Origin of the sequence: Dactylosporangium sp. NPDC005555, from assembly GCF_040605635.1 — a bacterium.
Taxonomy (GTDB): domain Bacteria; phylum Actinomycetota; class Actinomycetes; order Mycobacteriales; family Micromonosporaceae; genus Dactylosporangium.
In genome coordinates this window covers 74831-95591 of record NZ_JBEXDG010000015.1, presented here as the reverse complement: position 1 = coordinate 95591, position 20761 = coordinate 74831, and the positions used below count along the sequence as shown (strand labels likewise).

Below are 20761 nucleotides of genomic sequence, written 5' to 3'. Positions count from 1 at the left end.
TGCGCAGCAACGGCATCCGACGGTCATACCGCGCCGGGGTCGACCGCACCCCGCGCGGGGGGCACGGCCTCAGTCGGTGGGGACCGGGGCCGGCAGTTGCCGCCCGAGCCGCGCGAGCGGGGACAGGAGCATCACCACCGGTGACAGCAGCATGCCGGCGCCGGCCACGAGGATCGCGGTCCGCGGCCCCAGCTCCCCCGCGAGGAGACCGCCGAGCAGCGACCCGGCCGGCGTCAGGCCCATGCCCGCGAAGGTGATCGTCGCGGAGACCCGGCCCTGCATCCGGTCCGGGGTCACGGCCTGCCGCACGGCCATGACCGTGACGTTGACCAGCTGGCCGAACGCGCCGGACACGACGTTGACCGCGACGAGCAGCGGCAGCGTCACCGTGGGCGGCCCGTGCAGCGCCGGCACGAGCAGCAGCACGCCGTCACCGATCGCCGCCGCGCACACCAGGACGACGCCGTAGCCGAACCTGCCCGGTAGCCGCGCCGCGAGCAGCGAGCCGGCGAGCGCCCCCGGCCCGGCCGCCGCGAGTGCCACCCCGGCGGCGCCGCCGGACAGGTGCAGGTCCCGGGTGACGAAGAGCAGATAGGCGGTCATCACGGCGGCGAACGAGCACTGGAACGCGGCGGAGGCGAGGCACACGGCCCGCAGCGTCCGGTGACCGGCGACGAAGCGGACGCCCTCATGGATCCGCCGCCACACGCGGCCGGGCGGGTCGGCGTGCGGCGGCTCCCGGTGGCCGATCCGGGCGATCGCCACGAACGACACCGCGAACAGCAGCGCGTTGGACACGGCCGCGACGGGCGCCGACAGCAGCGACACCAGTGCCCCGCCGAGGGCCGGACCGCCGATCTGGGCCGCGGACCGGGTGCCCTCGATCGCGCTGTTGCCGCGCAGCAGCTGGTCGCGGCGCAGCATCCGCACGAGCAACGCCTGGTAGGCCACGTCGAAGAACACCGACAGGGTGCCGACCAGGAACGCGACCACCAGCAACGCCGGGAGGACCGGCCCGCCGGCGAGGGTGGCGACGGCGGCGCCCGCCAGCGCCAGCGCCCGGCCGAGGTCCGCGAGCACCATGACGGTCCTTGCCCGCCACCGGTCCACCCACGCGCCGATGAACAGCGAGAGCAGCAGCAACGGCGCCTGGCCGACCGCGCGGAGCACGCCGAGCTGCCCCGCGTCGACGTGCAGCGTCAGCACCGCGATCAGCGGCAGGACCACCAGGCTCGCGTGCTCACCGAGCTGCGACGCGGTCTGCCCGGCCCAGAGACTCCGGAAATCCTTGTCGCGCAACAGGTCCGGCGCATCGGCTCGTTCGATTTCGGGCACAGCAACCCCTTGGACGGCAGCAGGAGATCCGCTCCGCGGCGGGGCGCGTGAACGGTGGGAGATGCTCGCTGTGCCGCACTACCGGAGGCGGCACGCGTCGACGGGCGGGCCGGTCACGGCCCTGAATGTCAACGCGTGCTCGGACGACCGGGCATTTCAGCTCCTCGCGGGGGTCACTCGGCGACCCGCACCGTAACACCCGCCGCTTGCGCGCGTTGCGGCGTTTCGCCCGGGACGGGGACCTGGCCGCGTGGCGGAGATTCACACTTGCGCCAATCGGTTTGTTTTGGAAACCTATTGGCATGACAACTGATTCGGTGCCCGGCGGGGACGACCCCCGGCGGTTGCTGTCGGAGGTGGAGACCCTCGCCCGCAGGGTCCGCCTCGACCAGCGGGTCACCCCGGTCGCACTGCTGGTGCTGGCCGTGGTGACGCTCCTGGCGATCCCCGGGGACTGGTGGTCGCTCTACCTGGACTGCGGGTCGGAGAGCAAGTGGATCCCCGGCCCCGTGCCCAACAGCCTCTCGTGCGAGGTCACCGGACGCGGCCTCGTCTACTACTGGCCGGTGGCGCTGCTGCTGGCGTACACGGTCATCGCCCTCTACGCCGTCCGCACCGCCCGTGCGCGCGGCGTGGGCACCCGGGTGATGCCGTACGTGATCACCGGCGCCGCGACGACCGTCCTGATCACCGTCGTGTGGCTGGTGGTGCGCCACTACCTGCAGACCCACCCGGTGCCGACCGAGCCGTTCCCCGAGTGGGTCATGTTCCTGGACCGCCTCGTCGGACCGGCCGGCGCGATCGGGGTCGGCCTGCTGGTCCTGGCCCGCCTGGAACGCAACCTCGCGCTGCTGGTGTTCACGGTCGGCTACCTGGTCATCGTCCTGGTGCCGGTGACCGTCGGCTGGACCCCCGCCTGGGGCCCGCACTCGATCTACGGCCAATGGCTGCCGCGGAGCATCATCAACGGCACCGTCCTGCTGCTCGGCGCCCTCGGCTTCTGGCTCGCCCGCCGGCGGCAACGATGAGCGCCGACGGCAGGACCCCGGACGAAACCCCGGACGAGTCTCCCGAAGCCCACCCCGTCACCGGCCTGGACGACGTGGTGCACCAGCGGGTCCGGCTCGGCATCCTCACCATCACGCACGAGGCGCGCAGGGTCGAGTTCGGCTACCTGCGCACCCAGCTGGCGCTGACCGCCGGCAACCTCTCCCAGCACCTCGGCGTCCTGGAGACCGCAGGGCTCGTCGAGGTCGAGAAGGGGTACGCCGGCAAGCGCGGCCGCACGTGGATCACGCTCACCCCCGCCGGCCACACGGCGCTCGCCGAGGAGATCGGCCGGCTGAAGCTGCTCATCGCACGGGTCGAGACCACCAAGCCCACGGAGGACCGATGACCGCGTCACTGACCCGCCGCCACCTGCTGGCCGCCGCGCTGGCCGCCGGCGTCGCCGCGCCGTTCGCCGTCCCCGGCTCGGCCCGGGCGGCGGGCCCGGCCCAGCTCACCCTTCCCGCGCCCACCGGGCCGTACCCGGTCGGTGTCGTGCCGCTGCACGTCGTCGGCAGCCCCCGGCCCCGCCCGGGCGGCGGACCACCCCGCCGCCGGGAGCTCATGATCAGCGTCTGGTATCCGGCACAGGCCGGCGGGCGCCACCCGCGGGCCGAATGGCTGGCGCCCGCCGCGCTGCGCGCGATCCTGGAGGCCAACGACTTCCCGGCCGACGCCGCGCGGACCGCCCTCACCGCCGCACGCGTGGGCGCTCCGGTGCGGCGCGGGCTCGGGAAGCTGCCCGTCATCGTGTACTCCCACGGCGCCCACGACCACCGCGGCGACCACACGATCATCGTGCAGGAGCTCGCCGCCCACGGGTACGTCGTGGTCACGGTCGGGCACACCGGGGACACGTTCGCCGTGTTCCCCGACGGGCGGCTCGTCGTGCCGGAGTTCGAGCCGGGCCTGGGCGCGGCGGACTTCGCCTACGACATCCCGTTCGTGCTCGACCGCGTCGAGGACCTCGCCGCCGGCCGCAACCCCGACGTCGACCACCGGCCGCTGCCGTCCGGCCTGTGCGGCGGCCTCGACCTGCGGCGGATCGGCATGTTCGGGTCGTCGAAGGGCGGCACCGCCACCGTCATCACGATGAGCGAGGACCGGCGGGTCAAGGCCGGGCTGAGCCTGGACGCGCCGATGGAGCCCACCCAGGGCATCGTCCTGGACCGGCCCTTCCTGCTGATGACCGCCGAGTACACCCGGGAGGCGGCACCGGTCGCCGAGCTCTGGTCGCACCTGACCGGCTGGCGCCGCAACCTGCACGTCGACGGCGCCGCCCACAACACCTACGGCGACTACCGCGTCCTCATCCCGCAGCTGGCCGCGGCCATCGGCATGAGCGACGAGGAGCTCGCGGGCTGGGTCGGCACCTTCCCGATCCCCCGGGCGGTGCGCATCCAGCAGGCGTACCCGCTCGCGTTCTTCGACCTGCACCTGCGCCACCGCGGGCACCTGCTCGACGGCCCGAGCCCGGCGTTCCCCGAGGTGCGCTTCATCCCCTGATCCCGCAGCGCGGTGACCGCCACGGGGGGCGGTCGGCGCCGCCGGGTCAGGGCCGTCGGGCAAGCGGCGACCCTGACCCGGCGGACGTTCAGCTGGCGGCGCGGTACAGCTCGTCGGGGTGGACGCGCAGCTCGACGACGTCCGGTGACACGGCCGCGATCTGGTTCCCGGCGGCGTAGACGTCGTTGGACAGGAATCCGGTGCCGTCGATGCGGATGTATCCGGTGCCCATCAGGTGCTCGGCGATGCCGACGATCGTGTCCGGACGCACGTCGGTCCCCGCCACCTGCACCGCCGACACCGTGCCGACCTGAACTCCCGCCGGGTCGACGACCCGCGTCCCGACTGCCGCGGTCCCTGGCTCAGTGCTCGTCCCTGGCTGCATGGCCAAAGCATTTCCCCACTGGGCCGACCCGAAACGTCGGGCCGCCGCGGTCACGTGCCGCACGTCCCGCCGTGCGGGGTCGTCGACATGGCCGGCCCGTGGCCCGCGATGACGACGACCCCGCACGGGATCAGGAGGCGGGCTCGAGGACCACGACCGGGATCTGCCGGGTGGTCTTCTGCTCGTAGTCGGCGAAGCCCGGGTACGCCGCCTTCTGCGCGGTCCAGATCTGCTCCCGCTCATCCCCCTCGGTCACCCGCGCGACGAGCTCGACCGTGCCGGTGCCGATCTCGGCGCTGACCCGCGGCGCGGCCACCAGGTTGTGGAACCAGTCCGGGTTCGTGGGCGCACCGCCCTTTGACGCGAACACCGCGTAGCCGCCGTCGACCTGCTGGTACATCATCGGGTGCACCCGCTCCTGGCCGCTGCGCGCGCCCGTCGTGTGCAGCAACAGCAGCGGCGCCCCCTCGAACTGCCCACCGACCTTGCCCTCGTTGGCCCGAAACTCCTCGATGATCTTCGTGTTCCAGTCGCTCATGGATCCAAGTCTTCCACCAACGGATGCCGGGCGCTCCGCGCATGCCTCCGTCGGCTGCGGCGGGCCGCGCAGGACTGCGACGGATCGGGGTCCGGCCGGGCGTTGAACGCCGGCTGAACATCGTCCTCAGCGAGACCCGCGATGGAACATGCAGGTTGCGGCGTGCAGTGAGCGCCGCTCCCCCGCGCCCGCACGGGCGACGGGGCCGGGTCCTGGACTTCGAGTCCTAGGCACGCGGTCGAGGCCTCCCTTATGGCGAGAATTTCAATGATTGTCGATCAATCGATCCGTACGTACATTCTGTGCATACGTTCTGTACAGAACGTACTCGGGAGGCGTCACATGAAGATCGACGTTCACACGGATCTCGTTGACGAGCAGCTCGAACAGGCCTGGCGGCTGTACGAGGACGCATTCCGCCACCTGAACGCGCTGACGGTCCAGCGCCATCTCATGTACCGCGCCGAATTCGACGACGTCATGGCCGACGGGCGCATCGAGAAGTGGCTCGCGTACTCCGACGACGGGGTCCTGCTCGGCCTCGCCACGTACACCAACCAGCTCAGCGCCTGGCCGCTGATCTCGCCCGAATACTTCGCCCGCCGCTGGCCGGTCCACTATGCCACCGGCCGGATCTGGTACTGCGGCTTCGTCGCCGTCCCCACCCATGAGCACGGCATGTTCGTGCAGCTCATCGAGGCGATGTACCACCACGCCGAGGAGCACGGCGGGGTCATCTCGCTGGACATCTGCCGGCACAACATCGACGCCTACCGTCTCGACCGGGCGATCGGCATCTGGCTGCGCCGGGTCTCCGGCGGCCGGGTCCGCGCCGAGGCCGCCGACAGTCAGACCTTCATGATCTACGAGACCGCACCCGCGGTGCAGCCCGTCGTGCCGGCCGACATGCCGAACGCCGCCTGAACCCCGGGAGCCAGGAGCGCCGTCCGGCCCCGGTGACCGGACGGCGCCCCGGGCATCAGGCCTTGAGGATGTCGCCCGGCACCTGCAGCCAGACGTGCATCATCTCGGTCCCGTACGCGCGGCACGGCGTGCTGCATTCTTATAAATCTGAGTTGATGCCCGGCGCACTGCGTGCCGTGCGCCGATGAACGGGGTCGCCGGAAGATCGCCTCATCCCTATACTTCGCCGCGTGACTGGACTGAGCCGCCGGATGATCTTCAAGGGTGCCGCCACCACCGCCGTGGCCGGCGCCGCCTCGCCCGCCCTGCTGAGCGGCTCGCCCGCCGCGGCGCAGATGCCGGGCACCGGCGGTCTCATCACCTACGCCATGGACGCCACCAGCCGGACCTACCTGGCCAAGGCGGACGGCACGCCGATCCGCGAGATGAGCTACTCGACGAAGGTCAGCTGGTCGCCGGACGGCAGCCGGTACGTCCACGGGCAGATCGTGGGCTCGGAGCGGACCGACGGCAGCGACCCGGTGCTGAACCTGCACGGCAGCTACCCGTCGCCGGTCTACGACCCCACCGGCCGGTTCGTGTACTGGATCGGCGTCTACAGCACGTCCATCATGTACATCGGCGCCGACGGATCGTGGGCAGGCCACTCCGCCAAGTTCTACGAGGAGCCGAGCCAGCAGCAGGCGATCCAGTACATCGCCGTCGCGCCCGGCGGGACCGTCTTCTTCACCCGCGGGCACCCCGGGAACAACTCGGTCCTGTACCGGGTGACCTCGGCGAGCACGTCCGTGCAGGTCCTCGCGGACGCGTACGAGCCGGACATCTCCCCGGACGGCTCCACCATCGCGTTCCAACGGGAGGCCTACGTCTCGGTCGACGGCGGCTACTGGCCGGGTGCGCAGCTCTGGCTCGCGAACATCGACGGCAGCAACCCGCGGCAGATCACGTTCCCCGAGACGCACGGCCTGCTCAACCGCTCGGCGTCCTGGTCGCCCGACGGCACCACCCTGCTGTTCAACGCCGGGCACCCCACGACGTGGCGCACCGGCGCGCTCAAGCGGCTCACCGTGGCGTCCGGTGCCATCACCCAGGTGGTCGGCGACGGCCTGCTGCCGAGCCAGCAGCCGGTGAAGCAGACCAAGGACACCGTGCGGCGGGTGTGGGGCGACGACCAGATCCTGACCGCGGTCGCCGCGTCCCGCTACGCCTTCGCCGACCACGGCAGCGCCGGCGATCCGCGGCCGAAGGCGGCGGCCGTCGTCCTGTCCCGCGCCGACCTGTACTACGACGCCCTCGGCGGGTCGGCGCTCGCCGTCGCGCGGCAGGCGCCGCTGCTCATCACCGGCAACCGGACGCTCGACCCGAAGGTCCTGGCCGAGATCGGCCGGGTCCTGGCTCCCGGCGGGACGGTGTACGTCCTCGGCGGCGAACTGGCGCTGCCCCGCGGGATCGAGACGAGCCTGACCGCGGCGGGGTACAAGACCAAGCGCATCGGCGGGGCCGACCAGTTCGACACGGCGGTGCGCATCGCGCGGGAGATGTCGGCGCGCCCGACGACGGTCGTGCTCGCCACCGCGCACATGTACTACGACGCGCTCGCCGCCGGTGCCACCCTCGGCGTCCTGCCCGACCAGGTGCTGGTCCTCTGCGACGGGCACCGGATGCCGGCGAGCACCGCCGCCTACCTCAACGGCATCGACCCCGACACCCAGGACGTCGTCTGCGTCGGCGGATGGGCGCTCCCGGCGCTGCAGAACGCGTACGCGGCAGGGATGCTGCCCTCATGGGACACCCGGGACGGTTACGTCTACGAGGCGTCCGGCGAACGGGCCGAGGACACCGCGATCGCGGTCGCGAAATTCTTCTGGACGTCGCCGAACCGGTTCGCGGTGGCGACCACCTCGACATGGTTCGACGCGCTGACCGGCGGGGCGGCGATCGGCACCGCGCGAGGGCCACTGCTCATCACCGCCCCGAACGCGCTCGACCCCGCGGTCCGGTCGTACCTGTCGGCCTGCTCACCGACGGCGGCCGAGGTGGTCATGCTCGGCGGGCGGCTGGCCCTGCCGGAGGCGATGGTGGCCAAGCTCGGCGCGGCGATCGCGGAGCCGGGCGGGTGGCAGTCGGCCGAGACCACACCGTCCAGCCCGGCACCGGCCGGTCAGGCGCAGAGCCTCAGGGCGGCCGGCGGGCGGGAATCGTCGCTCGCGGCCGCGAAGCCCCCGGTGCCCCGCCCGCGCCCGGACCGGGTGCAGGTCCGCTGACGGCGGCACGACCGCCGCGCCGCCACGGGACCGCAGCCGGCGGGCGCCTCACATCCGGGCCCTGAGCACGTCGAACTCGCACCCCGGGGCGGACGGGTCGAAGCCGTTCTCGATCAGCCACCGCGACGCCAGCAGGCTGCGCAGCGACCACCACGCGCGGATCACGTCGAGGTCGACGTCCCTGCCATAGCCGGCGAGGAGGTCGCCGAGGCGGTCCTCGTGGCCGAGCGTCAGGGTGGCGAGGTCGAACATGGCGTCGCCCCGGCACGCCTCGGACCAGTCGATCACGCCGGTGAGCTCGTCACCGGCGACGAACACGTGGGTGATCTGCAGGTCCCCGTGCGTGAACACCGGTGTCCACGGCCGGAGCGCGGCCTCGGCGATCTCGCGGTTGCGCGTGACCAGGGCGGCGGGAAGGACGCCGCCGGCGACGAGCCACTCGCATTCCCTGTCGAGGTCCGCCGCGATCGCGTCGACGCTCCGGCCGGGCCATGGTGGCAGCGGCGCGTCGTGCAGCGTCCGCACGGCGGCGCCCGCCGCGGCCCACGCCGCCGGCGACGCGGCCGACGGCTCGCCGAGGCGGCCGAGTGCCGTCCCCGGCAGGGCGGCGAGCGCGAGCACCGGCGGCTTGCACCACAGGATCTCCGGGGTCGGGATCGGCGCCATGGCCATCGCCTCGACCTCGACGCCGGTGCGCGCCCGATCGGCGTCGACCTTCAGGAACACGTCACCGACGCGCAGCGTCGTGCGCTCCCGGTGGGTGACGACGACCTTGACCTCATCCACGCCGACCAGTATCCCGGGGATCGGCGGCCGGCCGCTGCCCCGATCGGCCCCGGATTCGCGGCACCTTAACGTGCGGTAATCACCCGGCACAACCCACGTCCGGGCCGAATCGAGCGACAATTACGTGATAGACAGAGGGCTATCACGCGGGCGACCGTTACATCAACGTTTCCCGATTCCGTGAAGGCGCCCTCACTGTGGAGATACGTCATCGTTCAGTGGCGGGTGCACCGGGACGAGGACAGATCGCCTTCCGGGTCCTCGGCCCGCTGGAGGTCACCGGGCACGAAGGACCGGTGCGGGTGCCACCTGGCAGACAGGAAGTCGTCCTCGCCGCATTGCTGATGGACATCAACCGGGTGGTCGGCAGCAATCATCTCGTCGACCTGATCTGGAACGAGGACCCGCCCGACACCGCACGGACCCAGGTCCAGATCTGCGTGTCGCGACTGCGCCGCAATCTCGCCGACGCCGGAATCGCGGCATCGATCGCCACCAAACCCCCCGGTTATCTGATGCAGGCCACCGACGAATCGATCGACCTGCACGTCTTCAACCGTCTCGTCACGGAGGCACGCGGGCTCGCCGACGGCGGCGCGAAGGCGGAGGCGGCGGAGCTGCTCCGCTCGGCGGTCGCGCTGTGGCGCGGCCCGTTCCTGACCGGCATCTCCAGCGACGCCCTGCGGGCCAAGGCGCTGCGCATCGACGAGGACCGGCTCAACGCGGCGGAGACCTACCTCGACCTGGAGCTCGAACTCGGCCGGCACCACCAGCTGGTGGGCGAGATCGGCCGGCTCGTCCACGAGCACCCGCTGCGGGAGCGGCTGCGCGGCCAGCTCATGCTGGCGCTGCACCGCTCCGGGCGGCAGGCCGAGGCGCTCGAGGTGTACCGCACCGGCCGCGACCTGCTCATCGAGGAGCTCGGCCTGATGCCGGGCGACGACCTGCGCAACCTGGAGGCGGCCATCCTCGCCGGGGACGGCACGCTGCACGAGGTCGCCGACCGGGGCACCGGCCCCGAACGGGCCGCACCCGTCGTCGTGAGCGCGCCGCCGGTGGAGCAGCCGCATCAACTGCCCGCCGACACCGCCGACTTCGTGGGCCGCGAGGACCTCATCAAGACGGCGGAGGACGTCCTCACGAGCACCGACGCGCAGCGGGCCATGGGCGTCGTCGTGATCGTCGGGATGCCCGGCGTCGGGAAGTCGACACTGGCCAAGCACATCGCGCATCGCCTCGACCGGGACCATTTCCCGACAGGTCAGCTGTACTGCGACCTCGGCGGCACCCGTGCCGTGCCGGCCGAACCCGTCGAGGTGCTCGGCCGGTTCCTGCGCGCCCTGGGCATCCCCGGGCCGATGATCCCCGACGACCTCGACGAACGCGCCGAGATGTACCGCAACCTCCTCGCCCGCCGGCGGGTCCTGGTGGTGCTCGACGACGCCGCGTCGGAGAACCAGGTCCTGCCGCTGCTGCCCGGCAGCGAGACCTGCGCGGTCCTGGTCACCAGCCGCGCCCGGCTGACCGCGCTGCCCGGCGCGCACCAGCTGGAGCTGGACATCCTCGACACCGCGCAGGCACTGGAACTGCTCGGCCGGGTGATCGGCGCGGGCCGGGTCGCGAAGGAGGCCCAGGCCGCGATCGCCCTGGTGCGCACGGTCGGCGGGCTGCCCCTGGCGCTGCGGATCATCGCGGCCCGGCTCGCCGCCCGGCCGCACTGGTCGCTCGCCTCGATGGTGGACCGGCTCGCCAACGAGCGGCACCGCCTCGACGAGCTCGCCCACGGCGAGATGACGATCCGGGCCAGCCTGTCGCTGACCCACGACGGGCTCGACCGCTCCGCGCGGCAGCTCCTGCGGCTGCTCAGCCTCGCCGAGGGGCCGACGATGCCGGGCTGGCTGGCCGGCGCCGCGCTCGACGACCGCCGCCCGTTTCCGTCCGACCTGCTCGAGCCGCTCGTCGACGTGCAGATGCTGGAGGTCGTCGCCGTCGAGCCGACCGGCGAGTTCCGCTACCGGTTCCACGAGATCATCCGGGTGTTCGCCCGCGACCAGCTCGTGGCCGACGGCGACGAGGCGGGGCGGGTGGCCGCGCGGGCCCGGATGATCGGCGGCTGGCTCGCGATCGCCGAGCAGGCGCACCGCAAGGTCTACGGCGGCGACTACACGGTGCTGCACGGGTCCGCGCCGCGCTGGCAGCCGCCGCCGGCGTACGTGGAGCAGGTCCTCGCCGACCCGCTGGAGTGGATGGACAGCGAGCACGTCAACCTCTGCGTCGCAGTGGAGCAGGCCGCCGAGGCGCAGCTGCACGAGCTGTGCTGGGACCTGGCCGCGACCCTGGTGACCCTGTTCGAGGCGCGCGGCTATCACGAGCAGTGGGAGAAGAGCCACCGGCAGGCGCTCGCGGCGACCGACCGGGCCGGCAACGTGCGGGGCACCGCCGTGCTGCTCGGCTCGATCGGCACCCTGCACATCAGCCGCGGGCAGCCGGACCAGGCCCGCGCCGCGCTGGAACGCGCATCGGGACTGTTCCGGCAGCTCGACGACCGGCACGGCCTGGCCATGTGCCACCGGGACCTGGGACTGCTGGACCGGCAGCGCGGCGCCGACGACGACGCGCTGGACGGCTACCAGCACGCGTTGCGGGACTTCGACCACGTCGGCGACGTCGTGGGCCGGGCGTCCGTGCTCACCCAGCGGGCGCACATCTGGATGCGCCGCGGTGACAGCAGGACCGCCCACGCGGAGCTGGAGGAGGCGCTGGAGATCTACCGCTCGGCGGGCTACGTCGGCGGTCAGGCGCAGGCGCTGCGGCGCATCGCCCAGGTGCTGTCCCAGCGCGGCGAGAGCGCGCAGGCGGAGCGGATCCTCGCCGAGGTGCTGACCATGGTCCAGCGCAGCGGCGACGTCATCGGAGAAGGGCACCTGCTGCGCAATCTCGGTGAGGTCAACGCCGAGATGGGGCGCTTCACGCAGGCCCGGGAGATGTTCGTCCGGGGGCTCACCGTCCGGGAGCAGGTCATGGACCACGGCGGCGCGGCGCTGATCAGGTTCGACCTCGCCCGGCTGATGGACCGGATCGGTGAGCCGGTCGCGGCCGCCGAGCTGCTGGAACGCGCGATCGCGACGTTCCAGGACCGCAGTATGGAGCTGGAGCGCGGCCAGGCCGAGAGGCTGCTGGCCGCGGTCACCGCTCGGCGCTGACGCGCGGGGATCAGTCCCACGGGTTGTTGTTGGTGACCGGCACGCTCGGGCTCGGGCTGGGCAGCCCGACCGGCGCCGGCGGGTCGGCGAGCGCGGCTGAGCCGGCGCCGGCGTCCACGGCGGTGAGTCCGATGGCCACCGCGGCGACGGCGACGGCGAGTGCGATCCTGACGATTCCCAAAGCACGCATGGCGGGCATTCCCTCGTTCGTTCCGGCAGGTGGCGCAAACGTATGGAGGGCGGCAAACCCGGGACTATCGCCGCTGTTATCGCGCCGCTATCGGCTGCGCTATCACGGACGGTTGGCGCCGTGATGCCCGGCGGATACCACCGGACGGCAGAACTGAACGTGCGTATTCATGCCGCTGGCACCTGGGGGATCGCATGGGCAGGCCGGAACGACCGCTGGACAGTGTGCACGACCCGATCGGCGAGTTCGCCTACGACCTGCGCACGCTGCGCAGCCGGGCGGGCAATCCCAGCTATCGGCAGCTCGCCCGCTCGGCGCTGTTCGCGCCGTCGGTGCTGTCCAGCGCCGCGAGCGGGCACCGGTTACCGTCGCTGCCGGTGACGCTGGCGTTCGTCGCCGCGTGCGGGGGCGAACCCGGGGTCTGGGAGCGCCGGTGGCGCGACCTCGCGGCGGTCCAGGGTCCCAACCCTGCGCCGGAGCGGCCGGCGGTCGCCGCCGCGCCCGCGCCCCGCCCGCCGATGTCCACAATGGAGCGACCGGCGCAGCTGCCGATGGGTTCGAGCACGTTCGTCGGGCGCGACACCGCGCTCGCCGGCGCGACGGGCACGGCCGCGACCACGGTGGTGGTCAGCGGGCCGATCGGGATCGGGAAGACCGCGTTCGCTCTGCGCCTCGCCGACGAGCTGTCCGACGCGTTCCCCGACGGGCAGCTCTACGCGGACCTGGACGGCACCGACGCGGTCACCGTCGTGCACGGCTTCCTGCACGCACTGGGCGTCGCCGCCGCGCACGTCCCCGACGACCCGGCTTCCCGGCTCGGCCTGTTCCGGTCGCTGCTCGCGCAGCGCCGGCTGTTCGTGCTGCTGGACAACGCCACCGACGAGCGGCAGGTCCGGCCGCTGCTGGGCCGGTCCACGGCCAGCCTGATCGTGGTGACCGGCCGGGCCCGGCTGCTCGGGCTGGACGGCGTCCACCGCGTCGACCTGGCCCCGCTGACCCGGCAGGAGTCCGTCGGCCTGATCGGCCGGCTCGCCGGTGTCGAGCGGGTCCGGGCCGAGCCCGAGGCCGCCGGCGCGCTCGCGGACCTGTGCGGCAACCTGCCGCTCGCGGTCAGCGTCATCGGCCGCCGGATCGCCGCCCGTCCCGAGTGGACGGTGTCTGCCGTGGCGGGCCTGCTCGGCGACGCCGAGCGGGTCATGAACAGCCTCAGTGTCGGCGACGTCAAGGTCCGGGACATCTTCGCCGCGGCCTATCGCAGGCTCACCCCGGCCGCCCGCGGCGCACTGCATCACCTTGCCGCCGCCGGTACCGCGGGAGCCACCGCGATCGGTGTCGGCATCGCCATGGGCACCAGCGCGGACACCGCCGACGAACTGCTGGAGTCCCTTGTGGACAGTGGGTTGCTCACCCGCGCCGACGGCACCGGGCGGTACGACGTGTCGGCACTGACCCGCGCGTTCGCCGCCAGTACACCGCACGCCGCACCCGCACCGGTGGCCCTGGAACCCCGGGCCGAGGCCATCGCCGGCAAGCGGATGAACCTCGGCCACGCGGACCGCCCCCTGGTGCGGGCGTAGCGCCCCACGCGGCGCCCCCTACGCGGCGACCTCGCCCGCCACCGGGATCGCCATGAGCTCGGCGACCGACGCGGGGTCGGTCGTGCGGCCGAGCGCCCACATGCACTTGACGATCGCCGTCTCCGGGACCATGCCGGGCAGTAACGTGCCGCCGGCCTCCCGCAGCGCGACGAACGAGTCGTAGACGGTCAGCTCCTTCGCGGCCGGCGCGGCGGCGGTGAGGAACACGTTCACCCCGCTGTCGCGGCACTTGCGGATGAACTCCGGCAGCGCGAAGGCCGGGCCGGTCACCGCCGCGTACAGCTCGATCACCACCGCCCTGGAGCCGCTCGCCTCCACCGCCTGCCGCATCGCGTCGAAGTCGAGCCCCGGGTACAGGCGGAACGACAGCACACCGGGGTCCGGATCGCTGACCGCGGCGGTGCCGCACGGCGCGGGCCGCCAGGGGTCGATCCAGGTGAACTCGCCACCGGCGACCTTCGCGACCGGGCGCCGGTTCACCGACTGGAACGACTGCCCGCTCGTGCGGATCTTGCGCACCTGCGTGCCGAGGTGCACCAGGCTGGGCAGGTTCGCGCCGCCGGCGAACGCAACGTACGCGCCGCGCGGCAGCTCCAGCACCGCGAGCAGCGCGTCGTGGATGTTCTTGCGGGCGTCGGAGTCCTCGCGGTCCGGTGACAGGTTCGAGCCGGTGATGACGACCGTGACGTCGACGTCGACCAGCATGAACGACAGCGCCGCGGCGGTGAAGCACATCGTGTCGGTGCCGTGCAGGACGACCACCCGGCGCAGGCCCGCGGCCACGTGCGCGCGGACCGCGTCGGCGATGACCCGCCAGTCGGCGGGCCGCATGTCCTCCGACGACATTGCCAGCGGCGACAGCGTCGCGAACTGCATGGTCCTGCCGGCGGGCACCGCGGAGCGGACCAGGTCGAGGCCCGGCGAGCCGGTGGCCAGGCTGACCACCGTCTCGCCGGCACGCGTCGTGCGCCGCGACCCGACCGTGCCACCGGTCAGGATCAGCCCGATCCGGTCGGGGCGCGTCACGCGGGGACCTCCACGATGACGGAGAAGCCGCGCTCGGCGTGCTCGCCGTAGCGTTCCCACTCCTCGTTGAGCTGGATCCGGCCGTCGGGCAGCAGCTCCGGCGTGTTGACGCTGCGGCCGGAGATCACCGCGCCGTCGGCCATGACCATGGTGTAGGCGAACTCGACGGTGCCGTTCTCGCCGCACAGGCCGGTCAGCGAGCCGCGGCGCACCTCGCCGCCGCCGAACTCCGCCCAGATCAGGTCGTCGCGCTGGCGGTACACCGCCGACGACGCCGGCAGCGACGGGTCGGCGTGCACCGCGCGGAACGTCCGGCCGTCATAGTTGATCTTCATTGGGGCTCCTCCCGGTTCGGAAACCACAGGTCGTCCTCGGTCAGCTCATGGATGTCGTACTTGCCGAGCGCGCTGAGCAGCAGCCGCAGCTCCAGCTCCAGGCAACGCACGAGGCGCACCAGACCGTCAGCGGCGTCCTCGTCGACGGCGATCAGCGCGGCGCGGCCCAGGCCGACCGCGGTCGCGCCCATCGCCAGGCATTTCAGGGCCCGGCTGCCCTCCCAGACCCGCCCGGAGACGAGCAGCCCGGCGTCGTGCTTGCCGACCCGGCGCAGGCACTCGGCAAGCGGCAGCCCGACCTGCTCCAGGAAGACCGACGGTGCCCAGCCGGTGCCGCCCTCGGCGCCGTCGACGGTGACCGCGTCGGCGCCGGCGGCCCAGGCGACTTCGGCGGCGTGCCCGACGTCGCGGCCCGGGTGCAGCTTCACCCACACCCGCGCCCGCGGGTAGTTGTTGCGCATCAGGTGCACCTGCTGGCGCAGGATCTCCTCGGTGAACGTGCCGGGGCTGCTGCAGCGCAGCACCTTGCCGGTGTCGCGGCCGAAGGCCTCGTCCATCGCGTACTGCTCGGACACCGCGGCGGCCCGGTCGCGCGACATGACCGTCATCCCGCCGAGGCCGGGCTTGGCGCCCTGGCCGACCTTCAGCTCGAACGCGAGCCGGCCACTGTTCAGCAGCCGGGTCGCGAACGGGTCGCTGTAGACGAGGTTCCACACCTCGGCGTCGGCGTCCTCGGTGCTCTGCTGCACGACGACGCCGCCGGACCCGTCGGGCACCGCGTCGGCGTAGGCCCGGATCCGGCCCAGCAGGCCGTCCTCGGGGCGTGGCTCGTCGGCGGTGCGGCCGTAGCCGTGCATGGGCACGACGTTCTCGCCGATGACCATCGGGATGCCGAGCCGGCCGGCCTGCTCGCTCGCGTCGACGCCCAGGCCGCGCCCAGCGACCTGGGTGGAGCCGAACGCGCACAGGAAGACCGGCAGCGGCGAGGTGAACCCGCCGATCTCGGTGGCGAGGAGGGCATCGGCGGGCAGCGGCTCGCGGCCGAGGTCGAACATCCGCTCCAGCCGCCGCGGCATGAACACCGGCGGCACGATCCGCGCCCGGTCGAGCTCGTCGCCGCCCGCCGTGTCGCGAGGCGTGGCGCCGAACAGCGCGTGCCCGTAGTCGGCGAGGTCGGGAAAAGCCGCCGCCGTCGCCTCCCTTGCTCGGGCCCGGATGGCCTCTTCCGGCATCTGGGGAGCCCTGATCATGCCGCCACCTCCGCTGCGCTCCGGCGTCGGCCTGACCCAACACCGAGCCCCTGGTGAGCGGCCACTCCGCTCCGCTCCGGGCCGGTCATTCCGCCACCTCCGCTGCGCTCCGGCGTCGGCCTGACCCAACACTGAGCCCCTGGTGAGCGGCCTCTCCGCTGCGCTCCGGGCCGCTCACGGCGACACGATCCCCGGGAGCTTGGGGAAGGCGTTGCCCTGCCAGGCGGCGTCGAGGCCGGCCAGGTAGCGGGTGACGCGTTCGAGGCCGAGACCGAAGCCGGCGCTCGGGCGCAGACCCTCGCGGGCCAGGTCCAGGTACCACTTGTACTTGGCCGGGTTCTCGCCGGTCTCCCGCATGCGCTCGATGAGCCGCCGGTACTCGTAGGTGCGCTCGCCGCCGCTGCACAGCTCGCCGTAGCCGTCGGGGGCGATGAGGTCGAAGTTGCGCAGCACGCCCGGCTCGGTGCTGGACTCGCCGTCGGTGAAGCCGCGGGAGCCCTTCGGGTAGCCGACGATGAAGAACGGCCGGTCGGTCTGCTCGGAGATCAGCCGCTCGCCCTCCCAGTCGATCTCCGCGTCGGTGCTCTGCAGGTGCCGCAGGCGGCGCAGGTGCGCGACCGCGTCCGGGTGGCTGATCCGCTCGAAGTCGTCGCGCAGCAGCGCCTCGAACACGTCCGGGTCGCGGCCGAGCGCGGTCAGGTCGGCCTTGCTCTCCCGCAGCACGTGCCGGACGATGTGCCGCAGCAGGCCCTGCAGCAGGTCCAGGATGTCCTCCCGGCTCGCGTCGGCGACCTCAACGTCGATCTGGGTGAACTCGGCCAGGTGCCGCCCGGTGTCGGCGGTCTCCAGGGGTTCGAGGCGGACGTTCGGCGCGACGTAGAAGATCTTGTCGAAGGCGAGCAGCGACGCCTGCTTGTACAGGATGACGCTGGTCATCAGCTTGTACCGGTGGCCGTAGAAGTCCACGTCGATCTGCTTGGCGCCGCGCACGCCCGGGTCGGTCACCGGTCCGATGATCGGCGGCATCATCTCCTGGAAGCCCAGCGTGCTCAGGTGTTCGCGGCTGCCGGCGAGGATGGAGTTCTGGATGCGCAGCGCCGCCTGGGTCACCGGCGAGGTCAGGTGGGCGCGCGTGCCCGGCGGCCGCTGCCCGGCCGTGATCCTGCTGTCCAGCGGGGTGGTCGTCATGTGGCTCTCCCAAGTTCCCGTCGAGGTGATGTACCGGCGCGTCGTGTCGAACCGGTCGTCGAAGGTGCGTTGCACGTACTGCAGGGCGTCGAGCAGGCCGGAGGACGTCATCGGTTCGGTGGCGGGCACCGTGACGAGGTCGCCGAGCGGCATCGCGCCGATGCGTTGCCACTGCAGGCGGCCGTCGCGGTCGAGGTAGCCGCGGGCCCGGCCGGCGTTGTCGGGGTGCAGGCAGTAGGGCACGTCGAGGTGGCCGCGGGCGAACGCGACCGTCAGCGCCCGGCCGAGGTCGTCGTCGAGCGTGAGCACCGCCTCGATCAGGGCCTGCGCCTGCGCGTGGATGCCGGTGTCCTCGACCGGACCGCCGGGATCCGCGGACCGGGACGCGGCGGCGGCGTGCTCCAGGGCGGCGACGTTCTCGGCGATGGTCGGGATCCGGTGCGCCTCGGCCTCGGTCTTGACGATCAGGCGGCTGGCGCCGGTCCGCACGGCCAGCCGGGCGGACTCGGCGAGCAGTCCCAGCGCGCCGGCCGGGGTGCGCGGGTAGACCCCCATGTAGGTGTAGACGACGACGTGGGTGCGGGCGTCCGGCACGTACCGGCGGATCAGCCGCCGCAACGCCGCGACGGCCTCCTCGTCCTGCCCCGCGTGGGTCTGCTGCGCGTAGCTGAAGGAGATGCACCGCAGCCCGTGCTGCCGGAAGAACATGCCCTCCAGGACGCTCAGCGCGACCAGCAGCGCCGGCGGGCACAGCTGGCCCATCATGCAGCCGCCGAACGTCTCCAGGTGGGGTTCGCTGCCGTGCTCGCGGGCCGCGGCGAGCGTCTCGCAGGTCTGCCGCCAGTGCTCCACGGCGGTGACCAGCGGCAGCCGGCTGTAGGGCAGGCAGTAGGACACCGGGCCGCCCTCGGTGGCGTGCAGCCCCCGCGCGAGCAGGGTCCGCACGATCCGGCGGGGATCGGCCGAGCCGTGCCGCACCTGCACCGGGAACGCCGGGGCCAGCGCGTCGGCGAGCATCCGTGCGGTGCCGGCCGCGTCGGCGTCGACCAGCGGGTAGCCGTTGAGGTCGGCGCCGGCGGCCAGGGCCCGGGCCACCGCGTCGTGGTCGCCGACCCTCGTGTAGCTGTCGAGGGTGATGGTGCCGACGGTGGCCGCCCGCGCCCCGCGGGTCGCGAGCAGCCCCTGCCGCATCCGGTCCGGGTCGGCGAAGCCCATCCTGGGCTGGACGACCAGGTCCCCGCGGGCCCGGTGCGCCGCCACCACCTCGCCGAAGGACGGGACCCGCGGCAGCGACGCTGCTGCCGGCAGGATGCCCGTCCCGGTGAGTGCCGGCGCACCGGGCTCGGCCACGGCGGTCATCGTGCGCCGACCGCGGCGGTGGCCGGGCGGGCGGCGAGGGTCCGCACGAACGACCGAAAGGGGTTCAGCCCACCGGTGTCCTCGAAGACGGCGTCGAAGCCCGCCACGAGGAGCCGGTCGCCGTTGTGGCCGTCTCCGCCGCCGGCCACGTCGAGCTTCCCGCCGATCACCACCGGCGTCGCCGCCAGCGCGGGGCAGGCCCGCACGGCGGCGATCAGCCGGGTGCCGTCCTGGACGCCGTGACCGTTGAGACTGCCGATCACCACCAGGTCCGGCCGGTTGTCCACGCACTCGCGCACGATCACCTCGTCGGGCGTGCACCCGCCGAGGTTGGTCACCCGGCAGCCGAGCTCCTCCAGCAGCAGCTGCAGGTAGACCAGGTTCCAGGTGTGCGCGTCCGAGGACAGGCCGGTGACGACCACCTCGAGGCGCGGCCGCGTGGCGACCGCCCCGGCACGTTGGGTCGTCACGGCGCCACTGTCTCCAGGGCCGGCATGACCACGTCCGTTTCGATGACGTCGATCTCGATGAGCGCGGCCGCCTCGTCCGCGAGCCGGAGCGCGTCGGCCGGGGTGTCGCCGGTGACCATCACGTCCCCGACCCGGTCCCACGAGCTGCGCAGCCCGCCGAAGCGCTCCCCCGTTTTGACGGTGACGTCGCAGAGGAACACGCCCTCGGCCTGTTCGGCCCGGTCCACGCCGCGCACGTCGCTCACGACGCCCGCGCCGATCGACAGGAACCGCACCGCCGCCGCGCGCCGCGCCGTGCGGGGCAGCGGGCCGGGGACCGGCTGACCCTTCATCACCGCGTAGTAGGCGCGGACCAGGTCCACCGGGTAGGCGCGCTCGATCAGCTCGATGATGCCGTCGCCGGCGAACCGGCCGGCGCACTCCACGAGGTTGGGGACGCCGTCGCTGACGATCCACTCGCAGTGCACGATCCCGTCGCGGAAGCCGACCGCGTCGACGATCCGCCGGGTCTGCTCACCGAGCAGCGCGATGACGTCCGGGGTGGTGTCGGCCGGCACGAGCTGCGACTCCTCGGCCGGGATCGGGCCGGGCACCAGGCGGGCGCGGGTGACGTTGACGAACAGGTCCTGGCCGGCGCGGATCAGCATCTCGACGCTGTACTGCTCACCGATCACGCACTCCTCGGCGAGCATCCGCAGCTCCATCGGCCGGTCCGGCACGAAGATGCCCTCGTCCTGCACCACGCAGGCCTCCCACGCCGCCGGCACCTCGGCCTGGTCGTGGATCAGCCACGCGCCCACCGACGCCTGCCGGTTGGCCGGCTTGAGCACGATCGGGCCGCCGACCGACCGCATGAACGCGAGGACCTCGTGCGGGCCCTCGACCCGGACGCTGCGCGGGTTGGTGACCCCCGCCGCGCGGCTGACGTTGCGCAGCAACGCCTTGTCCCGCAGCAGCGTCGCGGCGGCGAAGCCGGCGCCCGGCAGGCCGTAGCGCTCCGCCAGCCGGGCCGCGAACGGTGTCGCGTACTCGGTCAGCGGGATGACCGCCTCCGGGTCCAGGTCGCGGTAGGTGTGATAGAACTCGTCGGCCTTGCCGGGCAGGTGGAACTCCCACTCGACGAGCTCCCGCACGGTCGGGCAGGCGGCGACCTTGGCCCGCACGTCGCGCTTGCGCACGACGTCGGGCTCCTCGACGAAGATGACCGACTGGTCGGGCTGGATGTTCGGCAGGGTGGGCAGCGCGGCGCCCACGAAGCCGACGAGAACGACCGGTCTCACAGCGTCACCTCCGCTTCGCTCCGGTGCCGCCGCGAGCCAAGACGCTGCGATACCGATTCGCAGCCCGAGCCGCTTCG

General features: G+C 72.9%; 18 protein-coding genes. 7 read left to right on the top strand and 11 right to left on the bottom strand.

The annotated features are described in order from the left end of the window. Positions 1 to 69: 69 nt before the first annotated feature. Complete coding sequence (locus ABZS58_RS19255) at positions 70 to 1335, bottom strand: MFS transporter (RefSeq protein WP_354783185.1); 1266 nt, start codon at positions 1333 to 1335, stop codon at positions 70 to 72. Between the two features lie 302 nt (positions 1336 to 1637). Between ABZS58_RS19255 and ABZS58_RS19250 the strand changes: the two genes are divergently transcribed. From ABZS58_RS19250 to ABZS58_RS19240, 3 genes are read left to right on the top strand one after another with little or no spacing between them, the layout of a single operon-like run. Beyond that, positions 1638 to 2363 (top strand): hypothetical protein, encoded by a 726-nt coding sequence (locus ABZS58_RS19250; protein WP_354783184.1) that lies wholly within the window; start codon positions 1638 to 1640, stop codon positions 2361 to 2363. Then, positions 2360 to 2731, top strand: coding sequence for a transcriptional regulator (locus ABZS58_RS19245; protein WP_354783182.1), 372 nt, complete (start codon positions 2360 to 2362; stop codon positions 2729 to 2731). Before ABZS58_RS19250 ends, ABZS58_RS19245 begins: the two co-directional genes overlap by 4 nt. Further along, the gene (locus ABZS58_RS19240; RefSeq protein ID WP_354783180.1) at positions 2728 to 3888 is read left to right on the top strand and encodes an acetylhydrolase; all 1161 of its coding nucleotides are present in this window, start codon (positions 2728 to 2730) and stop codon (positions 3886 to 3888) included. The genes ABZS58_RS19245 and ABZS58_RS19240 overlap by 4 nt, the downstream gene beginning before the upstream one ends. An 88-nt stretch (positions 3889 to 3976) precedes the next feature. Here ABZS58_RS19240 and ABZS58_RS19235 read toward each other — a convergent pair whose 3' ends face one another. Both ABZS58_RS19235 and ABZS58_RS19230 read right to left on the bottom strand, forming a co-directional pair. Continuing rightward, the gene (locus ABZS58_RS19235) at positions 3977 to 4273 is read right to left on the bottom strand and encodes a hypothetical protein (RefSeq protein ID WP_354783178.1); all 297 of its coding nucleotides are present in this window, start codon (positions 4271 to 4273) and stop codon (positions 3977 to 3979) included. Positions 4274 to 4403: 130 nt separating this feature from the next. Continuing rightward, a complete protein-coding gene (locus ABZS58_RS19230) occupies positions 4404 to 4811 on the bottom strand; it encodes a nitroreductase family deazaflavin-dependent oxidoreductase (RefSeq protein WP_354783176.1) in 408 nt (135 codons plus the stop codon). Between the two features lie 342 nt (positions 4812 to 5153). Here ABZS58_RS19230 and ABZS58_RS19225 point away from each other — a divergent pair, with 342 nt between their 5' ends. Next, positions 5154 to 5735, top strand: a complete 582-nt coding sequence (locus tag ABZS58_RS19225; RefSeq protein ID WP_354783175.1) for a hypothetical protein — start codon at positions 5154 to 5156, stop codon at positions 5733 to 5735. Between the two features lie 230 nt (positions 5736 to 5965). Beyond that, positions 5966 to 7999 carry a cell wall-binding repeat-containing protein gene (locus ABZS58_RS19220; protein ID WP_354783173.1) on the top strand — a complete coding sequence of 678 codons (2034 nt, stop codon included), beginning with the start codon at positions 5966 to 5968 and terminating at the stop codon, positions 7997 to 7999. A gap of 48 nt (positions 8000 to 8047) precedes the next feature. On the opposite strand, the gene ABZS58_RS19215 is transcribed toward ABZS58_RS19220, so the two are convergent. Beyond that, entirely contained in the window at positions 8048 to 8785 is a 738-nt protein-coding gene (locus ABZS58_RS19215; protein ID WP_354783171.1) for a phosphotransferase, read from the bottom strand. 218 nt (positions 8786 to 9003) lie between these two features. Here ABZS58_RS19215 and ABZS58_RS19210 point away from each other — a divergent pair, with 218 nt between their 5' ends. Further along, positions 9004 to 11988: a BTAD domain-containing putative transcriptional regulator gene (locus tag ABZS58_RS19210; protein ID WP_354783169.1), complete on the top strand. Its 2985-nt coding sequence runs from the start codon at positions 9004 to 9006 to the stop codon at positions 11986 to 11988. 10 nt (positions 11989 to 11998) lie between these two features. Here ABZS58_RS19210 and ABZS58_RS19205 read toward each other — a convergent pair whose 3' ends face one another. Beyond that, positions 11999 to 12178 carry a hypothetical protein gene (locus ABZS58_RS19205; protein WP_354783167.1) on the bottom strand — a complete coding sequence of 60 codons (180 nt, stop codon included), beginning with the start codon at positions 12176 to 12178 and terminating at the stop codon, positions 11999 to 12001. Between the two features lie 194 nt (positions 12179 to 12372). Between ABZS58_RS19205 and ABZS58_RS19200 the strand changes: the two genes are divergently transcribed. Then, entirely contained in the window at positions 12373 to 13755 is a 1383-nt protein-coding gene (locus ABZS58_RS19200; protein ID WP_354783165.1) for a hypothetical protein, read from the top strand. An 18-nt stretch (positions 13756 to 13773) separates the two neighbouring features. Here ABZS58_RS19200 and ABZS58_RS19195 read toward each other — a convergent pair whose 3' ends face one another. From ABZS58_RS19195 to ABZS58_RS19170, 6 genes are all read right to left on the bottom strand, one after another. Then, positions 13774 to 14802, bottom strand: coding sequence for an asparaginase domain-containing protein (locus ABZS58_RS19195; protein WP_354783163.1), 1029 nt, complete (start codon positions 14800 to 14802; stop codon positions 13774 to 13776). Beyond that, positions 14799 to 15137, bottom strand: a complete 339-nt coding sequence (locus tag ABZS58_RS19190; RefSeq protein ID WP_354783161.1) for a hypothetical protein — start codon at positions 15135 to 15137, stop codon at positions 14799 to 14801. Before ABZS58_RS19190 ends, ABZS58_RS19195 begins: the two co-directional genes overlap by 4 nt. Beyond that, the gene (locus ABZS58_RS19185) at positions 15134 to 16387 is read right to left on the bottom strand and encodes a glutamate synthase-related protein (protein WP_354783159.1); all 1254 of its coding nucleotides are present in this window, start codon (positions 16385 to 16387) and stop codon (positions 15134 to 15136) included. Before ABZS58_RS19185 ends, ABZS58_RS19190 begins: the two co-directional genes overlap by 4 nt. Positions 16388 to 16561: 174 nt before the next feature. Continuing rightward, a complete protein-coding gene (locus ABZS58_RS19180) occupies positions 16562 to 18925 on the bottom strand; it encodes an amino acid--tRNA ligase-related protein (protein ID WP_354783158.1) in 2364 nt (787 codons plus the stop codon). Positions 18926 to 18930: 5 nt separating this feature from the next. Beyond that, a complete protein-coding gene (locus tag ABZS58_RS19175; protein ID WP_354783156.1) occupies positions 18931 to 19404 on the bottom strand; it encodes a cobalamin-dependent protein in 474 nt (157 codons plus the stop codon). Next, positions 19401 to 20684, bottom strand: a complete 1284-nt coding sequence (locus ABZS58_RS19170; RefSeq protein ID WP_354783154.1) for an ATP-grasp domain-containing protein — start codon at positions 20682 to 20684, stop codon at positions 19401 to 19403. Before ABZS58_RS19170 ends, ABZS58_RS19175 begins: the two co-directional genes overlap by 4 nt. Positions 20685 to 20761 lie beyond the last annotated feature (77 nt).

Bases quoted from the DNA above. Each gene is read 5' to 3' on its own strand.
- ABZS58_RS19250 (WP_354783184.1), top strand. From the start codon at position 1,638: ATGACAACTGATTCGGTGCCCGGCGGGGACGACCCCCGGCGGTTGCTG.
- ABZS58_RS19240 (WP_354783180.1), top strand. From the start codon at position 2,728: ATGACCGCGTCACTGACCCGCCGCCACCTGCTGGCCGCCGCGCTGGCC.
- ABZS58_RS19190 (WP_354783161.1), bottom strand. From the start codon at position 15,137: ATGAAGATCAACTATGACGGCCGGACGTTCCGCGCGGTGCACGCCGAC.
- ABZS58_RS19225 (WP_354783175.1), top strand. From the start codon at position 5,154: ATGAAGATCGACGTTCACACGGATCTCGTTGACGAGCAGCTCGAACAG.
- ABZS58_RS19235 (WP_354783178.1), bottom strand. From the start codon at position 4,273: ATGCAGCCAGGGACGAGCACTGAGCCAGGGACCGCGGCAGTCGGGACG.
- ABZS58_RS19230 (WP_354783176.1), bottom strand. From the start codon at position 4,811: ATGAGCGACTGGAACACGAAGATCATCGAGGAGTTTCGGGCCAACGAG.
- ABZS58_RS19200 (WP_354783165.1), top strand. From the start codon at position 12,373: ATGGGCAGGCCGGAACGACCGCTGGACAGTGTGCACGACCCGATCGGC.
- ABZS58_RS19205 (WP_354783167.1), bottom strand. From the start codon at position 12,178: ATGCGTGCTTTGGGAATCGTCAGGATCGCACTCGCCGTCGCCGTCGCC.
- ABZS58_RS19185 (WP_354783159.1), bottom strand. From the start codon at position 16,387: ATGATCAGGGCTCCCCAGATGCCGGAAGAGGCCATCCGGGCCCGAGCA.
- ABZS58_RS19245 (WP_354783182.1), top strand. From the start codon at position 2,360: ATGAGCGCCGACGGCAGGACCCCGGACGAAACCCCGGACGAGTCTCCC.